The sequence below is a fragment of the Amycolatopsis sp. NPDC024027 genome (genome assembly GCF_040638975.1).
Taxonomy (GTDB): domain Bacteria; phylum Actinomycetota; class Actinomycetes; order Mycobacteriales; family Pseudonocardiaceae; genus Amycolatopsis.
Genome location: NZ_JBEZYY010000013.1, coordinates 1 through 19,199 on the forward strand (window position 1 = coordinate 1; position 19,199 = coordinate 19,199).

At 70.7% G+C, this 19,199-nt stretch carries 17 protein-coding genes; 6 read left to right on the top strand and 11 right to left on the bottom strand.

Going from position 1 to position 19,199, the window contains the following annotated elements; genetic code table 11:
* Positions 1 to 88: 88 nt before the first annotated feature.
* Positions 89 to 244 (bottom strand): hypothetical protein, encoded by a 156-nt coding sequence (locus AB0F52_RS28610; protein WP_103342407.1) that lies wholly within the window; start codon positions 242 to 244, stop codon positions 89 to 91.
* Between the two features lie 157 nt (positions 245 to 401).
* Here AB0F52_RS28610 and AB0F52_RS28615 point away from each other — a divergent pair, with 157 nt between their 5' ends.
* The 4 genes from AB0F52_RS28615 to AB0F52_RS28630 are packed head-to-tail and all read left to right on the top strand — an operon-like array spanning position 402 to position 3,139.
* The gene (locus tag AB0F52_RS28615) at positions 402 to 938 is read left to right on the top strand and encodes a YbaB/EbfC family nucleoid-associated protein (RefSeq protein ID WP_360177561.1); all 537 of its coding nucleotides are present in this window, start codon (positions 402 to 404) and stop codon (positions 936 to 938) included.
* Complete coding sequence (locus AB0F52_RS28620; protein WP_360177564.1) at positions 938 to 1,279, top strand: hypothetical protein; 342 nt, start codon at positions 938 to 940, stop codon at positions 1,277 to 1,279. Before AB0F52_RS28615 ends, AB0F52_RS28620 begins: the two co-directional genes overlap by 1 nt.
* Positions 1,280 to 1,304: 25 nt before the next feature.
* Positions 1,305 to 2,531, top strand: a complete 1,227-nt coding sequence (locus tag AB0F52_RS28625) for a hypothetical protein (protein WP_360177567.1) — start codon at positions 1,305 to 1,307, stop codon at positions 2,529 to 2,531.
* Positions 2,532 to 2,533: 2 nt separating this feature from the next.
* A complete protein-coding gene (locus tag AB0F52_RS28630) occupies positions 2,534 to 3,139 on the top strand; it encodes a hypothetical protein (RefSeq protein ID WP_360177570.1) in 606 nt (201 codons plus the stop codon).
* Here AB0F52_RS28630 and AB0F52_RS28635 read toward each other — a convergent pair.
* From AB0F52_RS28635 to AB0F52_RS28670, 8 genes are all read right to left on the bottom strand, one after another.
* Positions 3,120 to 3,344 carry a hypothetical protein gene (locus tag AB0F52_RS28635; protein WP_360177573.1) on the bottom strand — a complete coding sequence of 75 codons (225 nt, stop codon included), beginning with the start codon at positions 3,342 to 3,344 and terminating at the stop codon, positions 3,120 to 3,122. The genes AB0F52_RS28630 and AB0F52_RS28635 overlap by 20 nt on opposite strands.
* 66 nt (positions 3,345 to 3,410) lie before the next feature.
* Positions 3,411 to 4,751, bottom strand: a complete 1,341-nt coding sequence (locus AB0F52_RS28640; RefSeq protein ID WP_360177576.1) for a DUF4407 domain-containing protein — start codon at positions 4,749 to 4,751, stop codon at positions 3,411 to 3,413.
* Positions 4,741 to 6,132, bottom strand: a complete 1,392-nt coding sequence (locus tag AB0F52_RS28645) for a hypothetical protein (RefSeq protein ID WP_360177579.1) — start codon at positions 6,130 to 6,132, stop codon at positions 4,741 to 4,743. The genes AB0F52_RS28640 and AB0F52_RS28645 overlap by 11 nt, the downstream gene beginning before the upstream one ends.
* Positions 6,129 to 8,150, bottom strand: coding sequence for a hypothetical protein (locus tag AB0F52_RS28650; RefSeq protein ID WP_360177582.1), 2,022 nt, complete (start codon positions 8,148 to 8,150; stop codon positions 6,129 to 6,131). The genes AB0F52_RS28645 and AB0F52_RS28650 overlap by 4 nt, the downstream gene beginning before the upstream one ends.
* Entirely contained in the window at positions 8,147 to 8,890 is a 744-nt protein-coding gene (locus AB0F52_RS28655; RefSeq protein ID WP_360177585.1) for a hypothetical protein, read from the bottom strand. The genes AB0F52_RS28650 and AB0F52_RS28655 overlap by 4 nt, the downstream gene beginning before the upstream one ends.
* Before the next feature lie 98 nt (positions 8,891 to 8,988).
* Positions 8,989 to 9,711, bottom strand: coding sequence for a Crp/Fnr family transcriptional regulator (locus AB0F52_RS28660; RefSeq protein WP_360177588.1), 723 nt, complete (start codon positions 9,709 to 9,711; stop codon positions 8,989 to 8,991).
* 209 nt (positions 9,712 to 9,920) lie between these two features.
* Positions 9,921 to 10,562, bottom strand: a complete 642-nt coding sequence (locus AB0F52_RS28665; protein WP_233226161.1) for a zinc ribbon domain-containing protein — start codon at positions 10,560 to 10,562, stop codon at positions 9,921 to 9,923.
* A gap of 61 nt (positions 10,563 to 10,623) precedes the next feature.
* A complete protein-coding gene (locus tag AB0F52_RS28670; protein ID WP_360177591.1) occupies positions 10,624 to 11,853 on the bottom strand; it encodes an MFS transporter in 1,230 nt (409 codons plus the stop codon).
* 95 nt (positions 11,854 to 11,948) lie between these two features.
* On the opposite strand from AB0F52_RS28670, the gene AB0F52_RS28675 reads away from it, so the two are divergent.
* The gene (locus AB0F52_RS28675; protein ID WP_013222590.1) at positions 11,949 to 12,449 is read left to right on the top strand and encodes an Lrp/AsnC family transcriptional regulator; all 501 of its coding nucleotides are present in this window, start codon (positions 11,949 to 11,951) and stop codon (positions 12,447 to 12,449) included.
* A gap of 47 nt (positions 12,450 to 12,496) precedes the next feature.
* Positions 12,497 to 13,282, top strand: coding sequence for a M15 family metallopeptidase (locus tag AB0F52_RS28680; RefSeq protein ID WP_360177594.1), 786 nt, complete (start codon positions 12,497 to 12,499; stop codon positions 13,280 to 13,282).
* Positions 13,283 to 13,349: 67 nt separating this feature from the next.
* Here AB0F52_RS28680 and AB0F52_RS28685 read toward each other — a convergent pair whose 3' ends face one another.
* Together AB0F52_RS28685 and AB0F52_RS28690 are read right to left on the bottom strand one after the other, a co-directional pair.
* Complete coding sequence (locus AB0F52_RS28685; protein ID WP_360177597.1) at positions 13,350 to 15,092, bottom strand: hypothetical protein; 1,743 nt, start codon at positions 15,090 to 15,092, stop codon at positions 13,350 to 13,352.
* Positions 15,093 to 15,244: 152 nt separating this feature from the next.
* A complete protein-coding gene (locus AB0F52_RS28690; protein ID WP_360177600.1) occupies positions 15,245 to 19,156 on the bottom strand; it encodes a DNA-directed RNA polymerase subunit beta' in 3,912 nt (1,303 codons plus the stop codon).
* Positions 19,157 to 19,199: the final 43 nt, after the last annotated feature.

The following is a 19,199-nucleotide window of genomic DNA, read 5'->3' on the forward strand; positions in this document are numbered from 1 at the left end:
CCGCCACGCCCGGTGGCGGGCGGCGGGCGGCGGGCGGCGGGCGGCGGGCGGCGCAGCTTCGGCGGCGCCGCCTGCTCCGCCCGCTCCCTCAGTCCTCGTCCGGCTTGGCGTGGTCCGGCTTGCCCGGGTTCGGATCCCGGGACAGGTCGATCAGGGGGTGCACGCCGGCGCCCTCCGGGGCCGCGTGACTGCCCCTCGACTTGGGTTCTTCGGCCGGGCCTCCGGCCCCTTCGGTGCTGGTCATCACACACTCCTCGCGCGTTGTCCCCTGCTTCCCTCTCGGGCCGAAACCTACCCATTACCCGGTCGGGTGATGCAGTGGGATCGGATCGGCCGTTCCGTACGTCACAGTGCGGCCGGAGGGTCACGATGGGTGCACCACGAAACGGAGAGGCGGCCGCATGTCGGGCGAGTTCGAGCACCTGGTGGCCGAGTTCGAACGGTTCCAGGCGGGCATCCGCCACGCCGACGACCGGTTCGCCGGGCTGGGCGCGATGCGGCAGCAGCTGACCGAACTGCGGGCGAGCGCCGCGTCGGCGGACGGGGGCGTCACCGTCGTGACCGGGCCCGGCGGTGCCGTCCTGGACGTCAAGTTCACCGAAGCCGCGCTGGCCAAGGGGCCGCAGGCGCTGTCGGCCACGCTGCTGGCGACGCTGCGGGAAGCCGTCGGCGAGGCGGCGCGGCGGCAGGCGGTCATCGTCGAAGAGAACATGGGTGACGACCTCGGCCTGGTCGACCAGGTCCTCGAGACGCAGGCCGTGGCGTTCGGAACCACCGTCGAAGAACTGCGGTCGAAACTCACCGAAGCACCGCCGCGGCCCGAGGACTTCTCCGAGCAGCGCGTGCTCCGGCCGGCAGACCCGCCGCCGGCACCACCCGCGGCCGGCCCCGCGGCGGGCGACCGCTTCCTGCGGAACCTGTTCGACGAGGAGGACTGATGCCCGACGGCGCCGGCGGTTACCGGGTCGAGGTCGACGCGCTGCACAAGTACGTCGGCGAGCTCGGCAAGTACCGCGAACAGGGCACGAAGATCACCGAAAAGGTGGCTCAGGCCGACGTCGGCGACAAGTCGTGGGGCGTGGTCGGCCTCTTCACCAAGAGCGGCTACGACGACACCCTCCGCGAGCTGCAGGCGCTGCTGGCGTCCATCTCGGACGGCCTCGCCTCCGCGCAGGCCAAGCTGACCGACGCGGCGAACGTCTACCAAGGCGTCGAGGACGACCACAAGACCTTCTTCGGCCAGGTCGAGACCCTGCTCGACGGCCCGGGAAAGCACTGAGCCGAAGCACTGAAGGGGGAACACCATGGCCGAGGTCGAAGACGTCGCGAGCGGCATCACCGTCAAGCCCGACGACCCGAAGACCGTGCTCGGGGTCAACGTCGGCAACGCGATCAAGGCGACGCCGTTCGCCGGGAGCGCGGTCACCGTCGGCACGGACGCGGTCTCGGTGACGAAGGCCGTCTTCGCGCCGCAGCCCGACGGCGCGGACATCACCCTCGCGCTCGGCACGATCGCCACCGACACCGCGAGCTTCATCCAGTCGAGCTCGAGCGCCATCACCGACATCGCGACCGACCCGCTCGGCTGGCTGGTCGGGCAGGGGCTGAACTTCCTGGTCAACGCCGTCCAGCCGATCCAGGACGCGATCCACTTCGTCAGCGGCGACGGCCCGGCGCTGGGGATCGCGGCGGAGAACTTCGGGGCGATCGCCACCGGGCTGGACAAGCTGGCCAAGAACTTCGCCGAGGTCGCCGACGAATCCCTCAAGGACTGGGAGGGTGACGCGGGCAACGCGGCGAAGACGGCGCTGGGCGAGTTCGCCCACGGCATCGAGGGCGTCGCCGGGAAGTCCGGTGACCTGGCCCGGATGCTGCAGCTCAACAGCATGCTGATGAGCTTCGTCGAGGACCTGGTCAAGGCCATCCTCACCGAGTTCGTGACCTGGCTGATCCTGCTGTGGGTGCCCGCCCTGGCCGCCGCGGTGCCGACCTGCGGGGCCTCGCTGTCCGCCGCCGCTCCGGTGACCGAGGTCAAGGCGGCCCAGACGACCGCGAAGACCACCCGAAAGGTGAACAAGCTGCGCGAGCTCCTGCAGAAGGTGCTCGACTGGCTCCGGAAGCTGCAGGAGAAGTTCGCTTCGACGACGCTGGGCAAGTCGCTCACGAAGATCGCCGAGGAGAACGAGGGCAAGGACCTCCTCCAGAAGGCCGCCGGCGACAAGGGCCTGATCGGCCAGCGCTGGGCGAAGGCCTTCGAGAACCCGGTGCTCGACGCCGCCGGCAAGGTCGACTACCGGAAGACGATGCTGAAGGCGGGTGCCGCCGAAGCGCTGAAGAAGGGTGGCGAAGCGGCGATCAAGGGCGTGCTCGGCTACCACCCGGCCAACCCCGGCGACAACCCGGCCAAGACGGTGAACGACCACCTCGGCAAGCTCACCAGCCACGTCAAGAACGCGAAGAAGGCGAGCGGGTACGACGGGACGGGCCGGGACCAGTCCGGCGAGGAAACCCGCGAGGACCTGGACTTCTGACGATGGAGACGCTCTTCACGATCGGCGTCCTGGTGGTCGTGGCCGCGGTGGCCGCCGCAGTCTGGTGGCGCTCGCAGCGGGCGGCCGCCGCGAGCCGCGAGGGTCACTGGTTCAAGGCCTTCGCGGCCGAGCGGGGTGGCACGTACGGCAGCGGTTCGCCGAGCTTCGGCGTGGTTCACCCGACCGGGCGACCGCTGGCGGGTGCGCCGGCAGACCCGTGGGTCGAGTTCCGCCTCGGCGACCGGCCGGTGCTCGGGATCGACACGCGGGAGTCCTACCGGCACTTCGACGACCACATCCACTTCCGCGACCTCCACGTCACCCAGGTGCGCGTGCCGCCGGGCCCGGAGCTGCGGATCGTCCCCGGCCGGCCGGTGTCCATGCCGACGCTCCCGCCGGACTCGGCGCTCGACGCCGAACTGGCCCGCTGGCTGGCGGCGAACCCGCGGTTCGGGCAGCGGGAGGTCGTCGTCGAAAACGGCTCGGCGCGGACCTGGGGGCCGGGCTGCGCGACGCGGCAGAACCTCACCGCCGAGGCCGCCTACCTCGCCGAACTGGCCGACCACCTGCCCGCGACGCTGTGGAACCTCAGCGGCGGCGGGTCGTGAGGTGGGTCAAGCCCGCCGACAAGGCGAAGACGAGCCCGAGGCCGACGACGTAGGGCCCGGCCAGCAGGGCGAACCCGGCCCCGATGTTGGCGTCGGGCTGATCCGACGTCGCCCGGAAGCCGATCGCGCCGACCGACAGCAGGACCGCGCCCGCGATGATCAGGACGAGGGCGATCACCGTGAGGCGTTTGGTGACGGGCGTCATGCCTCCATGGTGCCCCGGGCCGCGCGGATCCGCCGGATCAGCGGGCCGCGCGGCCGGGCACCTCCCCTACTGCTGGTTGCGCAGCTTCGCGGCCAGCCGGTCGATCTCGGCGTCCAGGTCCGACTCCCGCCGCGCCCGGGCGGAGCGATCGGCCTCCTCGATGCTGTCGATCCGGGTCCGGAGGTTGTACTCCGTCCGCTGCAGCCAGACGTCGTTGTCCGCGGTGTCCTGCCGCTCCCGCAGCGTGACGTGCTTCTCGTGCAGCCGGCGGGCGACCTCGATCTGCCGGGCGACGAGCACGTCGTAGGCCGTCGAGCCGCTCATCAGCTTCGTCAGCACCGGCATGCAGTCGATCGCGATCAGCAGCAGCCGCACGAGCCACTGGGCCGCGAACACGAGCACGCTGCGGCCGGAGAGCCGCCCGAGCGCTTCGTCCTCGTCGAGGATGCCGATCACGCCCTGGTGCTCGCGCATCGACGTGACCTTCGCGGTGATGGCGTCGCTGACCTGCTGGCCGGCGGTCTGCCGGGCGCTGCCCAGCTTCGCGGTCAACGCGTCGATGTTCGTGTTGGCCGCGGTCAGGTCGGCCTGCCGCTTCTCGAGCCGGTTGTCGGTGCGGAAGCGGTCGGCCACCTGCCGGTTCCGGTCGCATTCGGGACCGTCACCCGCCACGCCGGTGAGCCCCTCACCCCGCGCGCCGCTGCACTCCGCCCGGGCCAGCTTCTCCAGCTGGTCCCACTGCGCGTCGAGGGCGTCGTACTCCGACTTCGCCGCGTCCCGGTTCTTGCTCGCCTTGTCCAGCTCCTGCTGCGCCGCGTCCGGCGAGTTCTTGATGGTCAGCCGGAAGTTCGCGCACCCGGGGGTGTCGAGCGCCGGCGCACCTTCGGGGTTGCAGGTGCGGTACTGGCTCTCGTAGGCGGACAGCTCGTTTTGCCTGCCGTCGAGGACTTCCTTGTGGATGGCGGGCTGGAAGATCCACAGCAGCAACGGTTCCGCGATCACGGCCCCCATCAGCAGCGAGATCACCAGCCGCGGCACGAACACCCGGGTCTTGCCCGCGCCGAGCATGCCGTGCGTGCTGGAGATCAGCCAGCCGTCGAAGCTGATGATGACGTAGGCCCACAGCGCACCGGCGGGCAGCAGGAAGATCCACGGCACGGCCGACAGATCGCTGAGCGCCACCAGCAGCGACAACCCGGCCAGCAGGCCGGTGTTGAAGATGATGGCGCCGAGCCGCGTGTAGCGCGGCCGCTCTTCCGGCACCCAGTCGAGGATCTCTTCGCGGATCCCGGCCAGTGCCCGCAGCCGCCGGCCGAGCCCGCGGTGGGGGTCCACCGGCCGGTAGGTCCCCAGTGGGACGTCGGGAGGAAGGGCGCCCCGGGTGGGCGCCTCGGTCTCAACTGACATCCTCTTCCCTCACCCCGGTGTCGTCGTCTTCGGTGTCTTCCGCCTCGGCCCGCGGCGCGGGCGAACCCTTGTCCCCGGCGGCCAGCTCCGTCTTGCCGCCGCCCTCGAGCTGCTCCCGCGGCGCGGCTCCGGTCAGCTTGGTGATCAGCAGGTTCGGGTCCAGGTTCGTCATGTCGAGGTAGCCGTGCTTGCCGAGCTCCCGGATGACCTCGAGGGTGATCTCCTCCTTGCGCCGGGTCTCCGCGCGGGCCAGGCCGTGGTCTTCGCGCCGCCACTTGCGTTCCTCGCGGGACTGCTCGCGGCTCCACCGGCGCTGCTCGTTCCGGTGCTCGATTTCGTAGAGCCGCTCTTCGTGCCGGCGATCGAACGCGGCCTGCCGCTCGGTTCGCTCGACCTCGCCGCGGTAGCGGTTCTCGACGAGCAGCCGCTCGGCCATCTCGGACGCGTCCAGCGAGCCGGCCACGTACGCGTTCGCCAGCGCGCTGTCCGGGTTGTTCCGGATGATCTCGGCCAGCGCGGTCATCTCCTCGCGGTCCTGCCCGCGCTGGTGCCGGTCGAACGCCTTCCGGTCGGCCATGCGGTCGAGCTCGTACCGCTGCTGCTCGATCCCGACGACCCCGGAGTGGTGCACGCGTTCCCACTCCAGGCGCTGCTCGTGCGCCTGCCGTTCGGTGCTCAGCCGGTGGTCGTGCCCGCTCCGGTCGCGCTCGAGGTACTGGTCGTGGTGCTGGCGTTCCGCGGTCAGCGAATGGTCCAGGCGCTGCTGCGTCGTGTCCAGCTCGTGCTGGTATTCGATGCTGCGGCGGTTGCCCATCAGCTGCCGGTACTCGTCCGGGGTCAGCACCTCGACGCTGCGCAGTTCCACGGCGATGCCGGAGATCACCGGCGGCTTGAGCGTGGTGAAGGCCTTCACCTGGGCGTTGACGTCCCGGCGGACTTCGTTGATCTGCAGGAGCCGGTACTCCAGGCCCAGCTCGAAGATCCGGTGGTGGCTCTTGAGGTAGGCCCGCAGCAGCGTTTGCGCGTCGCCCCGCCCCTCCCGGACGACGCTGACGGCGTTCGTCACGGTGCAGACGAACGTGACGCGCATGGTGAAGTCGTCGGCTTCGGCGGACGGGATGGCCAGCTCGACGATCACCTCGGCTTCGCGGGTCAGGTCCACCAGGCTGACGTGGGTGGCCCGGACGACCTGTTCCTCGTCCAGGCGCCGCTGGGCGCTGTCGAGGACGTATTCGCCGTCGACGCGGTAGACGAAGACCTGGTGCGCGTTCGGCCTCGGCAGTTCGCCGTGTTCGCGGTATTCCTTGCGCCAGAAGAACTTCCCCTTGGTCTGCGCGGGATCCAGCGGGCGCTGTTCGACGATCGGGTAGGGCTCGGTCATGGCAGTGCGGCAGCCTCTCGGTGCAGGTGGGAGATCGCGGCGAGCAGGTGCTCGACCAGAGGGGAACTGTCTTTGCTGGTACGCGCCTCCAACGCGGCGAAGTCCGCGCGGAGGAGGTCGGCTTCGCCGGCGGGCAGGGCCACCGAAATGGCCAGCCCGAGCGAAGTCGCGACCGCGACGGGGTCGTCGCAGAGGTGCTTGAGGTCGTCGAGGGCGGAGCGCAGCACGGTCAGCGCCCGCTTGCGGGTCGGCCGGTTGCGCAGGACGGTGGCCCACAGCCGGCCTTGGACGGGCGCGGTCCGGTCCCCCACTCGGCAGAGGTGGGTGATGGCGGCGTGCCGGCCGGAGATCCGGTCGCGCGCGGCGAGCACGCTGAGGGTCGCCCGCGTGGCCGCCCGGATGTACTCCGGCTTGGTGCCCGGGTTGTCCAGCCGCCGCACTTTCCCGTCGAGCAGCGTCAAGACGACCCCGGCGTCCTCGGTGCGCCGGGTCAACGTGACGAACAGGGCGGCGAGCGCGACGTGCGCGTCTCCCGTGACCGTGTGGCTCTGCAGGATCAGCTGCCAGAGGCGGTTGGCCGCCTCGTGCGGGTAGCGGGCACCGAGCTCGCCGCTCAGCGCGACCGCGCCCGTCCACCGTTCGGCCGGGGTGCCGCGCCCGGCCCACTGCGCCGCCAGCTGCAGCGCTTCCGGGGCGAGGGCTTCGTCGTAGCTCAGCAGCCACAGCACGTGGGTCGCGGTGGTCTGGCCCGGCCAGCCGCGCTTCCCGTCGGCCCACGGCGCCAGGATGTCGTCGACCTCGTCGAAGGCGTACCGCGCGAGTTCGGCGAGCCCGGCGGCGACCCGCAGGCCCTCTTCCGGCATCACCTCGTCGAGCCACGCGGAGACGCCGTCCCAGAAGGGCGCTTCTTCGCGGGCCCACAGCTCGGCGAGCACGAACCGCCGGTACCGCGGCTCCCGGAACCGGGGGCAGTGCCGGGCGACCCCGTCCGAGCCGGCCCGCTCGACCTTGATCAGGCTGTCGGGCGCGTAGAGCTTGAGCCGGTGTTGCCGCAGCAACTCCGGCTGCGGTCGCTCGGCGGGGTCCGGCTCGTCGCCCACGATCGACTCGGCGAGCTTCGCCTCCAGCTTTCCCAGCGCCGACTCGAAGGTCCGTTGCCGCGCCCCGTCGAGGAAGGCCAGTGCGGTGGCGGCCAGGAAGTCCCGCTGGTCGCGCTCTTCGTCGAACCACGTCCGGACCCGGTCGTGCAGGGACGCGTCCAGTTTGGGCAGCGCCTGCTCGACCGTCAGCCCCTCACCGAGGTCGGCCGCGACGGCGACGAGGTCGGTCAGCTGCCCGCCGTCGGGCCAAGCACGCAGGACCCGTTCGACGACCTCGTCGACGTCGTCGAGACCGGCGAGCCGGACGCGCAGCACCTGCCGCGGATCGGGCTGCTCCCACCGCACCTGGGCGACGGCGTCGACTTCACCGCCCCCGGTCGGCGTGGTCGTGGTGACGACGAGGTGGGCCCCTTGGTCGCGGACGCGGTCGCGGACCGTCCGCCACGTGAAGTCGACGTCGGCGGCTCTTCGCTCCGCGATGCGGTCGGCGATGATGTAACCGCTTCCCGCCGCGTAGTCGCGTTCGGCCAGGCTCTTGAGCCGGTTCATCGGGGACAGCAGGTACAGCGGCCCGTCGGTGACCTCGCGCAGCAGCGCGATGGCCCCGGCCCGCTTCCCGGTTCCCCGGTCGCCGTGCAGGCCGACGACGTGGTCCTTGCGCAGCGCGCCGAGCGCGGTGTCGTAGCAGGCCGGTGTGACGTAGTGGCTCAGCTCGGCCAGGACATCGGTGTCGTCGAGCTTGCCGGCCGCGGCCTTGACGCGCGCCGGCCGCTGCGGGCCGATGCCGAACTGGGCGCCGTCGGCGTAGATCGGGCCGTTGAACTGGTTCACCGCACCCGCGAGCTGTTCGGTGTAGTCGTCGCCGGGCGCGGGCTCCGGCGTCTCGGCCGGCTTTTCCGCCGGTTCTTCCTCGCTCATGAGCCGTGCTTGATCCCGAAGACCGCGTTCGCCGCGTCGACGCTCCCGTTGACCACGGTGATCGCCTCGGCGCGGTAGTGCTGCCCGGCCGCGGCGGTCACCCGGGTGCCCGCCGGTTCGGCCGGCGGCGGATCGGCCGAGAGCCGGGCGCCGTGCACGTCGTGTCCCGGGACCCGGAGCCAGGCCACGTCGGTGAATTCCTTCTGCCGCACCACGACTTCCCGGAACTCCCCCGGTTTCAGCGAGGTGTGGCGCTGGGCCACGACGTCGGTGTAGATCTGCCGCGAAACGAGCACGGCCAGGTCGGCGTCCGGGAACGCGCGGAGGGCGCCGCGGAGGGGCGCGCTGTCGACGAGGCGGCTCACGCCCACGACGCCCTGTCCCGTCCAGCCGTTCGCGCCGGGCATCGCGACCCCGTGGTGGATCGCGATCCGGATGCGCATCCGGGCGTCGGCCGTGAGGTCGTGGTTGTGGTGGCCGAGCGCCGCGACCAGCTCGCGGACGTAGTCGTCCACGACCGCCGGTTCGGGGGTGCCGGGCGGGAGGATCGCCAGTTCGCCGTCGCCGGCGCCCTGCCGGTGCCAGGTCGTCCGGTCCAGGCCGCACCGGACGGCGGCGGTGTCCGCCACGGCGAGCAGGCCGGACTGGATCGAAGCGTGCTGGCGGTCGTCCCGGCCGCCATAGCCTTGCACGTCCAGGGAAATGAGCAGATGGCGGGAAAAATCGCTGCCGCGAGCCAAGGTCTTTGTCCTTTTCGGAGCCGTTAGGAGATGAGCGCAGAGTCTGCCTGCACTGCGTGACCAAGACTCCGGAAAATTCCGTGATCTGCACCGGTTCGTTAGCCAGGATCAGCGAACGTCGCTAGTCCGTTCAGGTCAAGAATGGTTACCGTCCGGTATCGGTACGCGATGTAGTTCTTCTCCTTCAATTGACGGACAGCCAATTGGATCGCGTCCCGGCCCGCACCGATCAGCTTCCCGAATTCCGGTTGCGAAAGCTCGATGTCGAGCCTGATCCCGGCCTCACCCGGCGCACCGTGGTACTCGGCCAGTTCGAGCAGGACCCGGGCGAGGCGGACCGCCGTGTCGTACCCGGCGAAGTCGAGCCGGCGGCGGTTCGCCCAGTCGAGGCGGTCGGCGATCATGTGGCAGACCACCCGCCAGGCTTCTTCCCGGCGCCGCAGGAAGAGCCGGAAGTGCTCCAGCGGGATCCGGTGCACCGTCATCGCCCGGCACGCCGTCACCGTGGCCGAGCGAGGACCTTCCCGCAGCACCCCCATCTCACCGACGAGATCGCCGCTGATCCTGATGCCCAGCAGGCTTTCGGTGCCGTTCCGATCCGCCGCGGTGACCTTGACGCACGCCAGCCTGGGCTGTTTTCCGTGCCCGAGCAGGAAAACGTGCGTGCTGGGTTCGCCCTGGTGCAGCAGGACGGTCCCGGCGGGGCACGGTTTCGGGTTCCCCAGTCTCAGCAGCTCACCGCCCAGCGCACCCGGTAGCCGCGACATGACCGTGCCGCCAGGCCATTCCGTGCCGTTTCCGCCCGCACCGCCGACCGCCACGCCGCACCCTCCTCGACGAGTCCCGGAACGACCACCGTTCCGGTTCCGTGCCCGCGAGCCCCCCTCGCGCACCCTAGACAAATACCCGCGACGAAGGCGGTTGTCGATGCTCGGGAAAGGAAACGGCCCGCATCGCGGGCCGTACCGGCGGAACGTGACGGAATTCGTGGGAACGGGAGGTGGAACGCCGGTTTCCGGAGGGGCCGGGCTCAGAGTTTGGCGCCGCAATCGGAGCAGAACAGCGCTCCCGGCTTGTTGCTCTCACTGCCGCAGCCGCCGCAGGCGACCTTCAAGGCCAGTGACGTCCCGCAGGACGAACAGAACTTGCCGCCGTCCGCTTTCAGGCCGCAGCCCGGGCAGCTGACCTTGGCCCGGGTGTCGAGGTCCAGGCCCGCCGTCCAGTCCTTGTCGCGGGCCTTGTCCCAGATCTGGTCGCGCTGGGCCGCGGCCTGGGCGCGCGAGATCTCCTCCGCGACGCTCGGCGAGCAGCGCAGGCACTGGCCGATCTCCTCGTTCCAGCACTGGTCTTGGCACATCCAGTCGCCGCAGCCGCGGCACTGGCGGAAGCTCGGCGTGATCTCCTCGACCGCCGCCGCCAGGGCCTTGTCCTTGGCCGGCGAGTTCGTCGCGCGGTCGTAGCGCCACTGGTCGGCCGAATTGCTCAGGTCGCGCAGCGTGCCGCCGAAGAACGAGCCCACCGCGCGAAGCACGCTTCGGCCGGTCTCGACGTTGTCGCGCTGGAAGGCGGAACGGAAGCCGTTGCCGCAACGCTCGCAACGGAATTCGAACTGGTACCCCTGCGTGTTCGAGAGGTCCGAGAAGTTGTCCGTGAAGGGCACAGAGTCAGCCACGGCCCATCTTCGCCGCCCGGCGGCGGCCGCGGTGACGAGAGATTTGCCGACAACGGCCCGGCTACCGGCCGTCACGGGTGGCGGAGAACGCCAGCGGGAGCAGGGCCAGCACGCCGCCGACCACCGCGACCAGCCCGTACCCGCCGCCGGCGAACAACGCCCCCGACCCCAGCCCGGCCAGTGCGGACGCCGACCAGACGACCGCGTCGACGGTGCCCTGCACCCGGCTGCGCGTCTCCGGCGCGAGGTCCCGGCTGAGCTGTGCGCTGCCGCCGACGAACACCAGGTTCCAGCCGTAGCCCAGGAGGAACAGCGCGATCGGCAGGCCGGAGGTGTGCGCCGTCGGCGCCGCGAGCGCGGTCGCCGCCGCCAGCGCGAGGACGCCGAGGCCCGCGTTGACGGCGACGTGCGGACCCCAGCGGTCGGCGATCCGGCCGGACAGCGGCGCCAGCGCGAACATCCCGAACAGGTGCGCGCTCAGCACCCAGCCGACGACGCCGAGGCCGTGCCCGTGCGCCTGCAGCTGCAACGGCGTCATCGTCATCACCGCGCCCATCGTGAGCTGCGCGACGACCATCGCGACCAGCGGCCGCGCGAACCCGGCCGGCCGCACCGGGCCGCGATCGGCGACGGCGAGGCTTTTCGGGGGTCCGGGTGGCGAAGCCTCCGGCCCGGGCCGGAGGCCCGGTTCTCGCTGCGGGGGCACGTGCCGCGGGAGGAACGCCGCCGCCAGCGCCGCGCCCGCCGTGGCCAGGACCGCCACCGCGGCCGGGCCGGACAGCGACGGCCAGCCGAAGCCTGCGGCGGCACCGGCCGCCGGAGCCATCAGGGCCGGCCCGGCGAGCGCGCCGACGGTCCCGCCCCAGACGACGGTCGAGAGCGCGCGCCCCCGGCGGTCCTCCGGGTACAGGTCCGCGGCCAGGTACCGCGAGAGCTGTGCCCCGCCGTTGCCCAGCCCGACCAGCAGGATGCCCAGCAGCAGCGGCACGACCGACGTCGCCAGCGTGCCCGCGAACGCCACCAGCGCGCCGGCCGCGGCGAGGCCGTAGCCACCGGCCAGTACCCGGCGGCTGCCGTGGACCGGCAGCAGCCTCCCGGCGCCGAGCGCGCCCGCCGCGGTGCCGAGCACGTTGGCCACGCTCGGCAGCCCGCTCCAGACCGCGCCGCTGCCGGCGGCGACGATCAGCGTGGCCGCCGTGCCGAGGCCGACCGTGGCCGTGTTGAGCAACGCGACACCGGTGAACAGTGCCCCCATCGACCGGGTCCGCCCGGTCACCGTCGAAGTCCCCATGAGCAGCAACGTTAGGGAAATCCGGCCGCGGTCCGAAGGGCCGATGCACGGGATTTCGCTCGCCCCGGGCCCGCATCGGAAGGAAGATGAGGCCCATGACCTTCCGTTCGGAAAAGGCGCTGGACGACGTCGACTGGCGGCTGCTGGACCTGCTGCAGGCCGACGGGCGGCTGTCGTTCAAGGAGCTCGGGCGGCGGATCAACCTGTCGGCGCCGGCGGTGGCCGAGCGGGTGCGGCGGCTGGAGGAGACCGGGGTGATCACCGGCTACCGCGCCCAGGTCGACGCGCGGCGCGCGGGCCAGCCGCTGCAGGCGTTCGTCGAGATGCGGTGCGCGCTGAGCAGCTGCCTGCTGAAGACGTCGAAGTCCGAGGACTACCCGGAGGTCGTCGAGATCCACCGGCTGAGCGGCGACCACTGCACGATGCTGAAGATCCGGGCGGCGTCGCTCGAGCACTTCGAGGGCCTGCTGGAACGGCTGGGCAAGCACGGTGAACTGCGGTCGTCGGTGGTGCTTTCGACGCAGTTCGAGGGACGGCCGGTGCAGCCGCCGTCGGACGACTTCCTGCGCGCGACGACCTCGGAAGGCTGGTCCTGACCCCGACGGCGGCTGCGCGCCCGGGGCCGAGCTGATAGACGAGAGGGATGCCGATCTTCACTCGCCGGGTGCGCGCTCTCGCCGTCACCCTCGCCGCGGCGGCCGCTCTCGCCGTCCCCTCCCCCGCGCAGGCCGGCACTTCCGGGGCCTTCGTCGCGCTCTCCGACGTCGCACCGTCGATCCTGCAGGACATCCGATACGACACGCGGCACAACTTCGTCGGCCGCCGCATCGACGGGTACCGCCAACCGCTGTGCATCCTCACCCGGCAGGCCGCCGAAGGCCTGCGGCAGGCGCAGGCTCAGCTGCTCAAGCGCGGTTACACGCTCAAGGTCTACGACTGCTACCGGCCGCAGCGCGCCGTCGACCACTTCGTGCGGTGGGCCAAGGACCTCGCCGACGAGAAGATGAAGGCCGAGTTCTACCCGAACGTCGCCAAGGAGCGGCTCTTCGCCGACGGGTACATCGCCGAGAAGTCCGGGCACAGCCGCGGCAGCACGATGGACCTCACCCTCGTGCGGATCCCGCCGCGGTTCCAGCGCCCGTACGTCCCGGGTGAGCCGCTCGAGGCGTGCTTCGCGCCGCGGGACCAGCGGTTCCCCGACAACACCGTCGACATGGGCACCGGCTACGACTGCTTCGACCCGCTCGCCCACACCGACAACCCGGCGATCACCGGCGTCGCCCGGCAGCACCGTGACCTGCTGCGCTCGACGATGGCCGCGGCGGGCTTCCGCAACCTGCCCGAGGAGTGGTGGCACTTCACGCTGAACGGCGAGCCGTTCCCGGACACCTACTTCGACTTTCCGGTGTCCCGGGGAAGCCTGCACTGAACCGCGGTCCGCCCGGACGAAAGCGCCCCCGGTCCACTGTGGACCGGGGGCGCTTCGCTTTCCTGCGTCAGATCGTGCGACGGCGACGGCGGGCGCCGGCCACCAGGCCGCCGCCGAGCGCGAGGGCGAGCAGCGCGAGCGCGCCGAGGCCGATCGCGTCGACGCCGGTGCTGGCCAGCCCGGAGGCGCCGCTCTGGCCGCCGCCGGTCCCGCCGGCCGCGGCGGTCGTCGACGTCGGAGTGGCCGCGGTGCAGTCCGCCGGGTTGGTGGGCACGGCCGGGAGCGGCGCGTCGCCTTGCTCCGCGTCGATCCGCCACACGTGGTGGTTCTCCGGCGGCCCCCAGACGTCGATCCACATCGGGTTCTCGTCCTTGATCTTCCAGCCCGCCGGGGGCAGCAGGTACAGGTGGTACTGGGGCCCGGGTGCGACATCGAGGAACTCGAAGTGGCCCTTCGCGTCGGTGGTCCGCTCGCCGGCGACCGGGCAGTGCTGATCGGACACCAGCACGACCTTGACCCCGGCGAGGCCCTGCGTCACCTCACCCTGGTTGCCGAAGACGCCGATATTGCCTTCGACGACGGCCTTGGCACCCGGGACAGCCGCCTGCGCGTGGGCCTGTGCGTGGTTGTCGGTGTCGACCTCGGAGTAGCCGAAGTCGCAGGAGGCCACGACGATCCCGCGGTTGAACGCGGCCTGCGGGACGGCCTCGGACACGTCGATCACGCGGGTCTCTCCCGGAGCGATCGTCACGCCGTCTCCCGCGAGGTCGCCCCAGCCGGGGGAACGGCCGCTCAGGATGTAGGGATCGCCGATGCGGTTGCAGCCGGCCAAGATGCCGGCCAGCGGGATCGGCCCGGAGTTGGACAGGGTCACCGTGACGTGCGCGAGCTCGCCGACCTGGTAGCTGTCCTGGGTGAACTTCATCGACGCCGTGAGCGCGCCGTTCAGCGGCGGTACCCCGCGGAGGTTCAGGATCGTGCCCTGGCCGATCCGGACGGTGTGCCACGGGAACAGCCAGCCGTCGACCACGTCGCCGCCGAGGAAGTAGTCCGCGGCCGGGACCTTGAAGGTGAGGTTGCCTTTGTTGTCGCTCGTCGCGGTGTAGCTGACGTCGCCGTGGATGTACCGGAGGGTGAGTTTGATCCCCGCCAGCTCTTCGCCGCGGTCGCGGACGCCGTTGCCGTTCTTGTCGCCGTACACGACGCCCGACGCCTCGCCGGAGGCCGCCGTGACCTTCGCCGGCTCGTCGAACTGGCCGATGCCGAAGTGGGAATCGTCGAACACGGCCCCCCGGACGTGCACGGTGTCCTTGCCGATGTCCCGGATGTGGCCGGTCATCGCCAGCTCGAACGTCTGCCCCGGCTCGAGCTTGATCCCCCGCCCGTAGGTCAGGTCACCCCAGCCCGGCTCGTACGCGACCTGCAGGTCGGTCGGCTGGTCGATGTGCTGGGAAACCCAGACCCCGGTCGCGGTGACGCCGCCGGTGTTCTTCAGCCGGAACGTGAAGCGGACGTCCTCGTTGGACGCGTACTCGTCCTTGAGGCCAACGATCGAGACTGTGACCTGCGCGCGTTGCGCGGGCTCGGCTTGCGGCTGCGCCGCCGGCCTGCTCTCGGGCGCGCTCGAAACCGGCGGCGCCGGCGCGCTGGAGCCGGCCGGTGCTTCCGATGTGGACGGCGCGGCCGGCGTCGACGTCGGTGTCGGCTCTTCCGCCCCGGCCGGGCCGGCGAACACGCTGGTCAGCACGGCCGCGGCCGTCAGCGCGGCGAAACCGCGCGCGAGAGATCTCGCGCTTCTGGATATGTTCACGAACAGTCACCCCTGATTACCCGTTGGAAACGCGCAAAGCCCCCGAACCGCGTGAACCGGGTCACTCTAGCGGTATTTCGGACGGGGTTGGGTGACGAAACGGGAAAGGCCCCCGCCGGAAACCCGGCAGGGGCCTTTCTCGTGACTCAGCTTCAGCGGAAGTCGCGGCCGAAGTCGTAGTCGTCCAGCGGAACCGCGGCACCGGTACCCGTACCGAACACGTCCGGGGTGTAGTAACCGTCGTCGTAGGACGGGATCGCGTACGCCGCGACCCGGGCCTCCTCGGTCGGCTGCACCTGGATGTTGCGGTACTTGTTGATGCCCGTACCGGCCGGGATCAGCTTACCGATGATCACGTTCTCCTTGAGGCCGACGAGCTTGTCCGAGCGGCCGTTGATCGCCGCGTCGGTCAGGACTCGCGTGGTCTCCTGGAACGACGCCGCCGACAGCCACGAGTCCGTGGTCAGCGACGCCTTCGTGATGCCCATCAGCACCGGACGGCCCGAAGCCGGCTCGCCGCCTTCGGCGACCGAGGCCCGGTTCGTCGCCTCGAACTTCGTCCGCTCGGGCAGCTCGCCCGGCAGGAAGTCCGTGCCACCCGAATCGATGACCGTCACCCGGCGCAGCATCTGCCGGACGATGACCTCGATGTGCTTGTCGTGGATCGACACACCCTGCGCCCGGTACACCTTCTGGACCTCGTCCACCAGGTGGATCTGCGCCTCGCGCGGCCCCATGACCCGCAGCACCTCGTGCGGGTCCGGGGTGCCCTCGAGCAGCTGCTGACCGACGTGCACGTGGTCACCGTCGCCCAGCGGGCCGTTCGGGGTGTTCGCGAGCCGCTGCCGCTTGGACAGCTTGTCGAAGACGATCTCCTCGCCCCCGTCGTCCGGGATGAGGGTGATCTTCCAGAACCGCTCGCTCTCCTCGATCCGCACGCGGCCGTCGACGTCGGCGATGGGCGCCTTGCCCTTCGGGACGCGGGCCTCGAACAGCTCCTGGACACGCGGCAGACCGGTCGTGATGTCGTCACCGGCCACACCACCCTGGTGGAACGTACGCATCGTCAGCTGCGTACCCGGCTCACCGATCGACTGGGCCGCGACGATACCCACGGCCTCGCCGACGTCGACCAGCAGACCGGTCGCCATCGAGCGGCCGTAGCAGGTCGCGCAGATGCCGACGACCGACTCGCAGGTCAGCACCGAGCGGACCTTGACCTTCGAGATGCCGCTGGAGATCAGCTTGTCGATGGCCGGGTCGCCGATGTCGTCAGCGGCGTTCAGCACGACGTTGCCCTTGGCGTCCACCGCGTCCGTCGCGAGGTTCCGCGCGTACACGGAGGTCTCGACGTGCTGGTCGCGCAGGACCTTGCCGTCGCCGATGTCCTCGCCGATCGGCATCATGATGCCGCGGGTGGTGCCGCAGTCGGTCTCGCGGACGATGACGTCCTGCGAGACGTCCACCAGACGCCGGGTCAGGTAACCCGAGTCGGCGGTCCGGAGCGCCGTGTCCGCCAGGCCCTTACGAGCACCGTGCGTCGCGATGAAGTACTCCGCCACCGACAGGCCTTCACGGAAGTTGGCCTTGATCGGGCGCGGGATGTACTCACCCTTCGGGTTCGACACCAGGCCACGCATGCCGGCCAGCGACCGGACCTGCGTCATGTTGCCCGCCGCGCCCGACTTCACGATCACCGCGATCGGGTTGTCGTCCGGCAGCGCCGTCTCCATGATCTTGTGGACCTCTTCGGTGGCCTGCGTCCACACCTTGACGAGCTCGTTGTTGCGCTCGGCGTGCGACAGCTGACCGCGCTGGTAGCGCTTCTCCACCTGGGAGGCCTTGCCCTCGTACTCGTCGAGGATGGCGGCCTTGCCCACCGGGGTGAGCACGTCCGAGATGGCGACGGTGACGCCCGAGCGGGTCGCCCAGTAGAACCCGGCGTCCTTCAGGCGGTCCAGGGTCTGCGCGACCTGGGTCATCGAGTACCGCTCGGCGAGGTCGTTCACGATCGCGGCCTGCCGCTTCTTCGGCATCGGCTCGTTGATGAACGGGTAGTCCGCCGGCAGCAGCTCGTTGAACAGCACGCGGCCCAGGGTGGTCTCGGCCAGCCAGGCCTTGCCCGGCTCCCAGCCCTTCTCCGCGAGCCGCGCCTCGTCGGCCTTCGCCGGCTGACGGTCGGTGATGCGGATCTTCACCGGAGCGTGCAGGCTCAGCGCCTTGCGGTCGTAGGCCATGATCGCCTCGGCCGGCGACGAGTACGCGTTGCCCGCGCCCTCGGCCGTCTCGGTGAGGCGGGTCAGGTGGAACAGGCCCGTGACCATGTCCAGCCGCGGCATGGCGAGCGGACGGCCCGACGCCGGCGACAGGATGTTGTTCGCCGACAGCATCAGGATCCGGGCCTCGGCCTGCGCCTCGGCCGACAGCGGCAGGTGCACCGCCATCTGGTCACCGTCGAAGTCCGCGTTGAACGCCTCGCAGACCAGCGGGTGCAGCTGGATGGCCTTGCCTTCGACCAGCTGCGGCTCGAAGGCCTGGATGCCGAGGCGGTGCAGCGTCGGCGCGCGGTTCAGCATCACCGGGTGACCGGTGATGACCTCTTCCAGCACGTCCCACACCTGCGGCCGCGAGCGCTCCACCATCCGCTTGGCGGACTTGATGTTCTGCGCGTGGTTCAGGTCGACCAGCCGCTTCATGACGAACGGCTTGAACAGCTCGAGCGCCATGTCCTTCGGCAGGCCGCACTGGTGCAGCTTCAGCTGCGGGCCGACGATGATGACCGAACGGCCCGAGTAGTCGACGCGCTTGCCGAGCAGGTTCTGGCGGAACCGGCCCTGCTTGCCCTTGAGGAGGTCGGACAGCGACTTCAGCGGCCGGTTGCCCGGGCCGGTGACCGGACGCCCGCGGCGGCCGTTGTCGAACAGCGCGTCGACGGCCTCCTGCAGCATCCGCTTCTCGTTGTTGACGATGATCTCGGGCGCGCCGAGGTCGATCAGCCGCTTGAGGCGGTTGTTCCGGTTGATCACCCGGCGGTACAGGTCGTTCAGGTCGGAGGTCGCGAAGCGGCCACCGTCCAGCTGCACCATCGGACGCAGGTCCGGCGGGATCACCGGGACGGCGTCGAGCACCATGCCGCGCGGGTCGTTGCCGGTGGCCTGGAAGGCCGCGACGACCTTGAGCCGCTTCAGCGCGCGGAGCTTCTTCTGCCCCTTGCCGTTGCGGATGGTGTCGCGCAGGTTGTCGGCTTCGGCCGCGACGTCGAACTCGGCGGCCAGCTTCTGGATGGCCTCCGCGCCCATGCCGCCGGTGAAGTACTCGCCGTAGCGGTCGACGAGCTCGCGGTAGAGCAGCTCGTCGGCGATCAGCTGGCGGGTGTCGAGCTTCGTGAAGGTCGTCCAGACCTCCTCGAGGCGGTCCAGCTCGCGGCCGGCGCGGTCGCGCAGCTGGCGCATCTCGCGCTCGCCGCCCTCCTTGACCTTGCGGCGGACGTCGGACTTGGCGCCCTCCGCCTCCAGCGCGGCCAGGTCGGCTTCGAGCTTCTGCGCGCGGGCCTCGATGTCGGCGTCACGCTTGGTCTCGAGGTTCTTGCGCTCGACGCCGATCTCGTTCTCGAGGGTCGGCAGGTCGTTGTGGCGCAGCTCCGTGTTCACGCCGGTGATGACGTAAGCCGCGAAGTAGATGATCTTCTCGAGGTCCTTCGGCGCCAGGTCCAGCAGGTAGCCCAGGCGGGACGGAACACCCTTGAAGTACCAGATGTGGGTGACCGGGGCGGCCAGCTCGATGTGGCCCATCCGCTCGCGGCGCACCTTCGCGCGGGTCACCTCGACGCCGCAGCGCTCACAGATGATGCCCTTGAAGCGAACGCGCTTGTACTTGCCGCAGTAGCACTCCCAGTCCCGGGTCGGGCCGAAGATCTTCTCGCAGAAGAGGCCGTCCTTCTCGGGCTTGAGCGTCCGGTAGTTGATGGTCTCCGGCTTCTTGACCTCGCCGTAGGACCACTGACGGATGTCGTCGGCGGTGGCGAGGCCAATCCGGAGCTCATCGAAAAAGTTGACGTCCAGCACGTCTAGATCCCCTTGGGGTTGTTTCGGCTAGAGGGGGTTGGCG